Source organism: Sphingomonas sp. AOB5 (genome assembly GCF_029433115.1).
Lineage (GTDB): Bacteria > Pseudomonadota > Alphaproteobacteria > Sphingomonadales > Sphingomonadaceae > Sphingomonas.
Genome location: NZ_JARNTV010000092.1, coordinates 1 through 9,763 on the forward strand (window position 1 = coordinate 1; position 9,763 = coordinate 9,763).

Consider the following 9,763-nt stretch of genomic DNA (forward strand, 5'->3'; position numbering starts at 1 on the left):
CAGCGCGCCGCGTGAAGGCGAGACTGACGGCGAGGGCCGCAAACGCCGCCGTCGCGGTCGTCGTGGTGGCCGTCGTGGCGGCCAGAGCGGTGGCGATGCCGCTGCCGAGGGCGAGACCGAAGCGGAGGCCGTCGAGGAAGCCGTGACGGTCGAAGCCGAAGCGCCTGTCGAGCCGGAAGCCGAGGCGCCGAAGCCCAAGCGTTCGCGCAGCCGCAAGAAGGTCGTGGCCGAAGCCGCGCCGGAACCCGAAGCCGTCGAGGCGCCGGTCGAGGCTGCTCCCGAGCCGGAAGCCCCCGCGCCGAAGAAGCCGCGCAGCCGCAAGAAGGCGGCGCCTGCTGAGGTCGAAGTCGCAGCCGAACCGGTCGTCGAAGCGGCGCCCGAGCCGGTGACCGAGGAAGCGCCGGTCAAGAAGCCGCGCAGCCGCAAGAAGGTCGTGGCGGCTCCCGCCGAGCCGGCAGCCGAATCGGTCGAGGCTGAAGTCGCGGCCGAAGGCGAGACCGTGACCGAAGGCGAAGGTTCGGAAGAAGGTCCGCGCCGCGGCTGGTGGCAGCGCACCTTCGGGGCCTGATGTGATCGGCGGCTCCCGGGCACCATGCCGGGGAGCCGCCAGTCACCCGGCGTTCATCCCGCACACTTGAAAGCGCACCGGCAGTCCCGACATTGCGGGCAGGGGATTTTGGGACGATGATGGCGGGCATGAAGCGTCTTGCACTATTGCTCGCCTTTCTGTGCATTGCCGTCTTTTCGGCGGGCCCGGCCATGGCGCAGGTCATGCTGCGCGATGCGGAAACCGAAAACCTGCTCAACGAGGCCTCGCGCGGACTGATCAGCGCGGCCGGGCTTTCGCCCAACAATGTGCGGATCGTGCTGATCCAGGATCCGTCGATCAACGCGTTCGTCGCGGGCGGACAGGTCGTCTATCTGCACACCGGCCTGATCGACAAGGCGGGCAATCTCAACGAAGTCCAGGGCGTCATCGCCCACGAGCTCGGCCATATCGTCGGCGGTCACGCGGTGTTCCAGCGCGACGGCGGCTATGGCAGCGTTTCGCTGCTCAGTCTCGCGCTGGGCCTGGCCGCTGCGGCAGCTGGCGCCCCCGACGCGGGCATGGCGATCATGATGGCCGGCCAGCGCGCCGCCATCGGCAAGTATCTCGCCTATTCGCGCAGCCAGGAAAGCTCGGCCGACGCCGCCGGCGTCCGCTTCCTCAACGTCGCGGGCATCAGCGGCCGCGGCATGCTGGAATTCTTCAAGCGCCTGCAGAACCTGCAGTTCAGCTATGGCTTCTACAGCAGCAATCCCGAACTCGATCCGTTCGGCCAGACCCATCCGATGTCCGGCGAGCGTATCGCCACGCTGACCGAGGATCTGCAGAAACAGCCTTCGTGGAATGCGCAGACCCCGCCCGAGCTGGAAACCCGGTTCAAGCGTGTGCAGGCCAAACTGCGCGGCTATGTCAACGAGCCGGAACAGACGCTGAAGCTCTATCCGCCGAGCGACCAGTCGATCTACGCGCATTATGCCCGCGCCTATGCCTATCACCGCAAGGGCTTCCCCGATCAGGCGCGCGCCGAGACCGAGGCGCTGGTCGCGACCCAGCCCAACGATCCCTATTTCCTCGAGCTCGAAGGCCAGATCATGCTGGAGAGCGGCGATCCGCGCGGCGCGCTGGTGCCGCTGCGCAAGGCGACCGAGAGCACCAATTTCCAGCCGCTGATCGCATCGACCTTCGGCCATGCGCTGCTCGCGACCGAGGATCCGGCGAACCTTGCCGAAGCCGAGCGCGTGTTGCGTCAGGCGGTCGCGCGGGATCGCGAGAACCCCTATGCCTGGCATCAGCTCGGCATGGTCTATGAGCGCAAGGGCGACGAGCCGCGCGTGGCGCTGGCCACCGCCGAGCGCGCCAATCTGACGGGCGATCCGGGTGTCGCGCTGATGAGCGCGCGCCGGGCGATGGGCGGGCTGCCGCCCGGATCGCCCGACTGGATCCGCGCGCAGGATATCATGATGGTCTCCCAGACCGCCGTCGAAGAGATGCAGCGCAACGGCCGCCGCAACCGGATGAACGTCACCGCACAATGATCGACAAACTGTCCCGCAATCCCTGGCTGCTGGCCGGGGCGTTCGTCCTCTCGGCATTGCTCGGTGCTGCGCTGTTCGCCGGCGGTCAGCGGCTGGCGGGTGGCGAAGGCGATACCGCGAAGATGGAGGAGGTGGTCCGCAACTATCTGCTCACCCATCCCGAAATCCTGCCCGAAGCGATGGAGAAGCTTCAGGAGAAGGAATATGCCAAGGCGATCGCGCCCAATCGCAAGGCGATGGAAACGCCCTACCGGGGTGCCGAATGGGGCAATCCCAAGGGCGATGTGACCGTCGTCGCGTTCCTCGATTACGCCTGCGGCTATTGCCGCGCGAGCCTGCCCGCGCTGGCCGAACTGGTGAAGAACGATCCCAAGGTGCGGATCGTCTATCGCGAATTCCCGGTGCTGGGCGACAACAGCGTGCTGGCCGCGCGCTGGGCGCTGGCGGCGGGCGAGCAGGGCAAGTTCAAGCCGTTCCACGAGGCGCTCTATGCCGGTGGCCAGATCAGCGAAGCGAGCATCAATGCCGCTGCTGCCAAGGCCGGGCTGGATATGAACCTGGCGAAGCAGACCATCGGCACGCCGCGGGTCGAGACCGAGATCGCGACCAATCACCGCCTTGCCCAGAGCGTTGGCGGGCAGGGCACGCCGGTCTGGGTGATCGGCGACAAGGTGATCCCCGGTTATGTCGAATATTCGGTGCTGGCCGAAGCGGTGAAGAAAGCCCGCGCGCGGAGTTAATTTTTGTTACCGGCCTTGTCCGGCTGCCCCCGCGACCCTAGGTAACGCGTCCGTTCCGGCCAGCGGGGGCTTCATGCAATCCATATTATCCGTCACCCAGGTCTCGAAGACCTATGCTTCGGGGCACAAGGCGCTCGATCATGTCGATCTGAGCATCAACCGCGGCGAGATCTTCGCGCTGCTGGGGCCCAATGGCGCGGGCAAGACCACGCTGATCAGCATCATCTGCGGCATCGTCACGCCCAGCACCGGCACGATCCTGGTCGACGGGCACGACGCGATCCGCAGCCCGCGCGAGGCGCGCAGCAAGATCGGGCTGGTGCCGCAGGAGCTCTCGGTCGACATGTTCGAGACGGTCTGGTCCACGGTCCGCTTCAGCCGCGGCCTGTTCGGCAAGGCGCCGAACCCCGCACATCTGGAACAGGTGCTGCGCGATCTGTCGCTGTGGGACAAGAAGGACAGCAAGATCATGGAGCTGTCCGGCGGGATGAAGCGCCGCGTGCTGATCGCCAAAGCGCTGTCGCACGAGCCGGATATCCTGTTCCTCGACGAACCCACCGCGGGCGTAGACGTGTCGCTGCGCCGCGACATGTGGAAGCTGATCGGCAAGCTGCGCGAACAGGGCGTCACGATCATCCTGACCACCCATTATATCGAGGAGGCCGAGGAAATGGCCGACCGGGTGGGCGTGATCAACAAGGGCCAGTTGCTGCTGGTCGAGGAAAAGGCCGAGCTGATGAAGAAGCTCGGCAAGCGCGAGATGGTCGTTACGCTGAACGATCCTCTGGGCGATGTTCCTCACGATCTGGACGAGTGGCACCTGACGCTGGAGGACGAAGGACGGCGTCTGCGCTACGTGTTCGACGCGCAGGCCGAGCGCACCGGCATCCCCTCGCTGCTGCGCAAGCTTGCGGACCTGGGCATCGGCTTCAAGGATCTCGACACGTCCAAATCGAGCCTCGAGGACATCTTCGTCGATCTGGTCGAGCATAAGGGAGTGGCGGCATGACCGGCGTGAACTGGCGCGGGATCCTGGCGATCTACCGCTTCGAAATGGCGCGCACGCTGCGCACTTTGTGGCAGAGCATCGCGACGCCGGTGATCACCACCTCGCTCTATTTCATCGTGTTCGGTGGCGCGATCGGCAGCCGCATCCAGAATATCGGCGACGTGAACTACGGCGCCTTCCTGGTGCCCGGGCTGATCATGCTGACCCTGCTCACCCAGAGCATCTCGAACGGATCGATCGGCATCTACTTCCCGAAATTCACCGGGACGGTGTTCGAACTGCTCTCCGCGCCGATCTCGGCGGTGGAGCTGGTGGTCGGCTATGTCGGCGCGGCGGCGACCAAATCGGTGGTGATCGGGCTGATCATCCTGATCACCTCGTCCTTCTTCGTCGACCTGCGGATCGATCATCCGCTGGCGATGATCGCCTTCCTGCTGCTCACCTCGATCACCTTCTCGATGCTGGGCTTCATCATCGGCGTGTGGGCCAAGGGGTTCGAACAGCTCAACTTCGTCCCCGCGCTGCTGATCACCCCGCTGACCTTCCTGGGCGGCGCCTTCTACTCGATCGACATGCTGCCCCAGCCATGGCGGACGATCAGCCTGTTCAATCCTGTCGTCTATCTGGTCAGCGGGTTCCGCTGGAGTTTCTTCGGCGCGGGCGATGTCAGCATCGCGTGGAGCCTGGGCTTCACCGCAGGCTTCCTGGTGCTGTGCATGGGCGTGATCGCGCTGATCTTCCGGACCGGATACCGGCTGAAGAACTAGCCTCTCAAATCCTCCCCCGTCGGGGGGAGGATTTACCTGATGACCGGCAACGTCACCCGCGACCCGCTGCACACCCGCTGGGTCGCCTTCACGAAATCCTCGGGCTTCGCCTTGTAGATGTTGGGCACGAACTTCTGCGGGTTGCGGTCGAGCATCGGGAACCAGCTCGACTGGACCTGCACCATGATGCGGTGGCCCTTCTTGAACACATGGTCATGGTCGCGCAGCGGCACGTTCCATGCGACCACCTGATCGGGCACCAGCGGCTCGGGCTTCTCATAGCTCTTGAGATAGCGGCCGCGGCGGGCTTCCATCGCGATCGGCCATTGATAGCCGTTCAGCGTCTTGGGATATTCGCCGATCGCCCCGCCGGGCGGACGCGCGAAATCGTCAGGCAGCACGTCGATCAGCTTCACCACGAAGTCGCTGTCGGTGCCCGAGGTCGAGGCCATCAGCGTGGCGCTGAGCGCGCCGGTCACGGTCAGGTCGGCCTCCAGCGGCGCGCTGACATAGCTGAGCACATCGGGGCGGTGATCGACGAAGCGCTGGTCGGCGGCTTCCCACCAGCGCCATTCCTGCGAGGGATAGGTGCGGCTGATCGGCCGTTCGCGGAACGGCACCGGGTTGGCGGGATCGGAGACATAGTCGCGGCACGCCTCACCCGCTGCCGGCGCGTCGAACGACAGGCTGCCATTGGCGTGGAGATACAGGCTGGTCGCGGTGGCGCCCGGGGCGGGCCATTTGGCGTAGGTCTTCCACTCCCACGATCCGCTCTGCAGCATCCGCGCCTCGAACGCGGGCTTCTCGCCCTTGCCGTGCAGCCAATGGGCGAAGAAGGGCGCTTCGATGTCGCGCATGAACTCGGTGCCGGCATCCTTGCCGATCGGGACATAGCCGACCTTGTCGCCGGTGGTGTGCCAGGTGCCGTGCGCCCATGGACCCGCGACGATGACGTTCAGGCCTTTGGGGTCCTTCTCCTCCATCTTCTCGTAGATGCTCCAGGTGCCGAGCGGATCTTCCTGATCCCAGAAGCCCGCGACATGCAGCGTCGGCACGGTGGTGACGCCCAGATGCTGGGTCCAGCGCTGCTTCTTCCAGAACTCGTCATAATCGGGATGCTCGATCATCGCCGTCAGCTGCGGCACCGATCCCTTGAAATAGAGCTTGTCGAGATTCTCGACCGGGCCGAGCTTGAGGAACCAGTCGTACGTGTCGACCGGATCGCTCCCGTCATAGGGGAAGTCGTTGCCCTGATCGTTGTTCTGCAGGCTGAACAGCCAATCGGTGAGGTAGGACAGGCGCGCGGCGCCATAGCGGTGGAGATCGTCGTTCATCCACCAGTCGTTCCATGCGGCCTGCGGGCTGACTGCCTTCAGCGCCGGGTGCGGCTTGGCCAGCGCCACCGCGGCGGCATAGCCGGGGTAGGAAACGCCCCACATGCCGACCTTGCCGTTGTTGCCCTCGACATGCTTGACCAGCCAGTCGACCGTGTCCCAGCCATCGGTGGCCTCGTCCGCGGCTTTCGAGTTCTTCGGGTTCAGGGCCATCGACATGGCGAAGTCGCCCTCCGACTTGAACTGGCCGCGCATGTTCTGGAACACGAAGATATAGCCGTCGGCGGCGAGATACTTCCACGATGCCGGAATGCCGCCCGGCGCACCGCCGGGAACGCCATAGGGGGTGCGCTGGAGCAGGATCGGAAGCTTCCCCGTTGCGCCGCGGGGCCGCAGGATCACCGTCTGCAGCTTGGTCCCGTCGCGCATCGGGATCATCACCTCCTCGAAGGTGAAGGGCGCTTCGGCCTGGGTGGAGGCTGGGGTGCGGGCCGGAGCGGAGGTGCTGCCGAGCGGGATGGCGAGCGCTGCAAGCGCCACGGAAACCAACAGACGACGCATCCCTACCTCCATCAATTCGATCGTGAGGGCGTAAGGGGCTGCGCGGCTCAGGACAAGGTCAGGTGGTGCGGCGCGGCCAGAAGGCGATGGGATCGATCACCAGCCGGTTCAGGTCGATGATCGCGTGGAACAGGATCGCCAGCCAGAGCGACCCGCTTCCGAGGTACAGCACCGAAAAGAACAGACCTGCCACGACATAGGCGAGCTGCACCCGAGGCGGATTGTCCGGATGGCTTATCGAAAACGCCGCGGCGCTCAACAATACGGCCAGCGGCAAGCTGTCGAACACCATCACGATCAACAGCGGCAAGAACTGCCGGAAGTATAGTTCCTCCGAAATGCCAGCACTTAGGGAGAGCAGGGCCGGCCACGGCGTTTCGCGCATGCGCATCGGCTTGGGGAGGGGGAAATCCAGAACGCGTGCCGGCGCGCTGCCGCGGTGTCGCCGGCGCAAGGCGATCGCGAGATTGAGGAGGGTCGCACCCAGCATCCCGCCCGCGAAAAGTTCGACGGGAAAGACAAAATCCGGGAGCCAGTCGATCCAGAACTCGAAGGGCATCGCGAACGGATCTCGCCCCAGGAGCGCCATGCCGATCAGCGCGGGGAATCCCAACGCGATCCACAGCCCTGCCGCCCATCCACGATAGACGTGCGCCGCCGGATGGCGTTCGAGTAATGCTGCGATCCGTGCTTTCCAGCCACGCGCGCGCAGCACCGACCAGGCGAGATAAAGTGCCGCTGCGATCAGCAGCGCCTCTGCCATCACCCGGTCCGGTGCTCGCCCTTCACCCAGCGGACGGTGCCCGAGCTGGCGCGCATCACCACGCTTTCGGTGGTCATCTTGCCGCCCAGCCGCTTCACGCCTTCGAGCAGCGAGCCGTCGGTGACGCCGGTCGCGGCGAAGATGCAGTCGCCCTTGGCCAGTTCGGTCAGGTCGTAGATCTTGTCGAGATCCTCGATGCCCCACTTCCGGGCGCGGGCGCGTTCGTCGTCGTTGCGGAAGATCAGTCGGCCCTTGAACTGGCCGCCGACGCAGCGCAGCGCGGCACAGGCCAGCACACCCTCCGGCGCGCCGCCCGAACCCATATAGACGTCGATGGTGGTGGAGGGATCGGTGGTGGCGATCACGCCGGCCACGTCGCCATCGCCGATCAGCATCACGCCGCAGCCGATGCTGCGCAGTTCGGCGATCAGCGCTTCGTGGCGCGGGCGGTCGAGCACGCAGGCGATGATCTCGTGCGGCTCGACGCCCTTGGCGGCGGCGATCGCCTTGACGTTCTCGGTCGGCGACTTGGCGAGATCGATGACATTGTCGGGATAGCCAGGGCCGACCGCGATCTTGTCCATATAGACGTCGGGCGCGTTCAGCAGACCGCCTTCCTCGGCGACCGCGAGGACGGCCAGCGCGTTCGGGCCGGCCTTGGCGCAGATGGTGGTGCCTTCCAGCGGATCGAGCGCGATGTCGATGCGCGGGCCCTTGCCGATGGCCGAGCCGACCTTCTCGCCGATGAAGAGCATCGGGGCTTCGTCGCGTTCGCCCTCGCCGATCACCACGGTGCCGTCCATGTAGAGGTTGTTCAGCGCCTCGCGCATCGCCTCGACCGCGGCATGGTCCGCCGCCTTCTCGTCGCCGCGTCCGGTGAGGGTGGAGGCGGCGATGGCCGCCGCTTCGGTGACGCGCACCATTTCGAGGACGAGAACGCGGTCGAGATGCTTGCTGGCGGTCGTCATGGATTCGGTCACCCCTCAAGTTTGAGGCGGCGATAGGGGAGGCGGGCGCCATCGGCAACCATCGCCGTGCATGCGCGTTGGGCGAAAATGCGGGATTGACCGATGGAGGACCGGCCATGTTGTTTCTGACGCTCGCCCTGAGCATCGCTTCGCCCGTAATGGCGATGCCCCCCGAGCTCCAGCGCGCGCGTCCGGTTTCGACCAAGCGCAAGACCAGCCGCAAGCGTGCGCCGGTCCGCGTGGTGCGGCTCACTCCCGCCTGCGGCGTCGCCACACCGTGCAGCCAGGACCCGAACCAGCGCTATCGCCTGACCGGTTCGACCACGATCATCCCCGATGCCAAGGGCCGCGAAGTCGCGCGCAGCCAGGGCATGGCGTGCGGCACCACCGGCGCGCCGGTGTGCCCGAGCAATGGCGCCACGCTGATCCGCACGAGCGACTGAGCTTCCCAAATTTCGCCATAAGCGGCGGGCACAAGGCATCGTTCCGGGGGCGGAAGGAGGCCAAGGCCCGTGCTGCTGATGTCGATGATGCTGCTTGCCGCTCAGGATGCCGATCTGGCGGCCGCGGTCGCCAAGGCGCGCGAGATGACGCGTGCCGACCGGCCCTGCCGCACCGATGCCGACAGCGACGAGATCGTCGTCTGCGCGCGACGCGAGGCGGACAATTACCGCGTTCCCTTCGTGCTTTCCGCCAATCCGCGAAACTCGGTGCCGATGCAGACCGCCGAACTGCTCGAGGAGCGCGGGCGCCTGCCCTGCGGGCAGGGTGCGATCATCGCCCAGTGCGGCAGCATGGTCGGCGTGTCGGTTTCGGTGGGTGCCGATGGCATCCATTATGTGCGGCGCGAACTGGCGCCCTGATCTGAGAAGCTGATTCCAATCATGTCTTACCCTGAAAGGGTAAGAAGAATCGGAGAAGAGTCACAAGAGTCACACTGGCATGGCGAACCGGTGGCTCTGGAGTTTCGCGGTTGGAATTTACCCTTCCGGAGAAATATTTGCCGATGCTGCGACATGTCAAAGAGCGGCTGGGCGGTACCCGGCGCGCTGAGTGCAGCAGCGGAAATCCTACATTTCAAGCGGGTGCAGCAGGGCGCTTCGACATGCGGCGTTGATCCTCCCCCGGAGGGGGAGGGGGACCGCGAAGCGGTGGAGGGTATTCTCCACAAGCGATATCGCTCGCGGATAATACCCCTCCGTCAGGCTGCGCCTGCCACCTCCCCCTCCGGGGGAGGACTTGAATGTCGGACGCTTAGCCCAGAATATGCATCCACATCGGCTCGCCGACCAGGCTGGACGAGCCGCGGAGCTTTTCCAGCGCATGGGCGACCGAGCGTTCCGGACCCTCATGGGTGACGATCGCGACGAGAACGCTGCCGTCGGGATTGGCGCCGCGCTGCATCAGGCTTTCGATCGAGACGCCGGCGTCGCGCATTGCCGCGGCGATCTCGGCGAGCACGCCGACCCGGTCGGCCACGGTGAAGCGGACATAGGCGCGGCCGCGGCGCTCGCCGCTGTCGGCGGCGGGCTGGGCGGC

General features: G+C 65.8%; 10 protein-coding genes and 1 pseudogene. 7 read left to right on the plus strand and 4 right to left on the minus strand.

Annotation, left to right across the window (positions count from 1 at the left end):
- The 5 genes and pseudogenes from P1X14_RS20740 to P1X14_RS20760 form a co-directional block, all read left to right on the plus strand.
- A pseudogene (locus P1X14_RS20740) lies at positions 1–568 on the plus strand (ribonuclease E/G); the annotation flags it as partial.
- 128 nt (positions 569–696) lie between these two features.
- Positions 697–2,082 carry a M48 family metalloprotease gene (locus P1X14_RS20745; RefSeq protein WP_277317326.1) on the plus strand — a complete coding sequence of 462 codons (1,386 nt, stop codon included), beginning with the start codon at positions 697–699 and terminating at the stop codon, positions 2,080–2,082.
- Positions 2,079–2,822: a DsbA family protein gene (locus P1X14_RS20750; protein ID WP_277317327.1), complete on the plus strand. Its 744-nt coding sequence runs from the start codon at positions 2,079–2,081 to the stop codon at positions 2,820–2,822. Before P1X14_RS20745 ends, P1X14_RS20750 begins: the two co-directional genes overlap by 4 nt.
- A 73-nt stretch (positions 2,823–2,895) precedes the next feature.
- Positions 2,896–3,831, plus strand: coding sequence for an ABC transporter ATP-binding protein (locus P1X14_RS20755; RefSeq protein WP_277317328.1), 936 nt, complete (start codon positions 2,896–2,898; stop codon positions 3,829–3,831).
- Positions 3,828–4,598 carry an ABC transporter permease gene (locus P1X14_RS20760; protein ID WP_277317329.1) on the plus strand — a complete coding sequence of 257 codons (771 nt, stop codon included), beginning with the start codon at positions 3,828–3,830 and terminating at the stop codon, positions 4,596–4,598. Before P1X14_RS20755 ends, P1X14_RS20760 begins: the two co-directional genes overlap by 4 nt.
- A 32-nt stretch (positions 4,599–4,630) precedes the next feature.
- Here the strand turns inward: P1X14_RS20760 and P1X14_RS20765 are convergent, their stop codons facing one another.
- The 3 genes from P1X14_RS20765 to glpX are packed head-to-tail and all read right to left on the minus strand — an operon-like array spanning position 4,631 to position 8,224.
- Positions 4,631–6,493, minus strand: a complete 1,863-nt coding sequence (locus P1X14_RS20765) for a CocE/NonD family hydrolase (protein WP_277317330.1) — start codon at positions 6,491–6,493, stop codon at positions 4,631–4,633.
- A gap of 58 nt (positions 6,494–6,551) precedes the next feature.
- Positions 6,552–7,256, minus strand: a complete 705-nt coding sequence (locus P1X14_RS20770) for a CPBP family intramembrane glutamic endopeptidase (protein ID WP_277317331.1) — start codon at positions 7,254–7,256, stop codon at positions 6,552–6,554.
- Positions 7,256–8,224 (minus strand): class II fructose-bisphosphatase, encoded by a 969-nt coding sequence (gene glpX / locus P1X14_RS20775; protein ID WP_277317332.1) that lies wholly within the window; start codon positions 8,222–8,224, stop codon positions 7,256–7,258. Before glpX ends, P1X14_RS20770 begins: the two co-directional genes overlap by 1 nt.
- Before the next feature lie 116 nt (positions 8,225–8,340).
- Here glpX and P1X14_RS20780 point away from each other — a divergent pair, with 116 nt between their 5' ends.
- Positions 8,341–8,667, plus strand: a complete 327-nt coding sequence (locus P1X14_RS20780) for a hypothetical protein (protein ID WP_277317333.1) — start codon at positions 8,341–8,343, stop codon at positions 8,665–8,667.
- Between the two features lie 78 nt (positions 8,668–8,745).
- Positions 8,746–9,087, plus strand: coding sequence for a hypothetical protein (locus P1X14_RS20785; protein ID WP_277317335.1), 342 nt, complete (start codon positions 8,746–8,748; stop codon positions 9,085–9,087).
- A gap of 391 nt (positions 9,088–9,478) precedes the next feature.
- Here the strand turns inward: P1X14_RS20785 and P1X14_RS20790 are convergent.
- Positions 9,479–9,763: ACT domain-containing protein (locus P1X14_RS20790; RefSeq protein WP_277317334.1), on the minus strand; the 285-nt coding region annotated here is incomplete at its 5' end.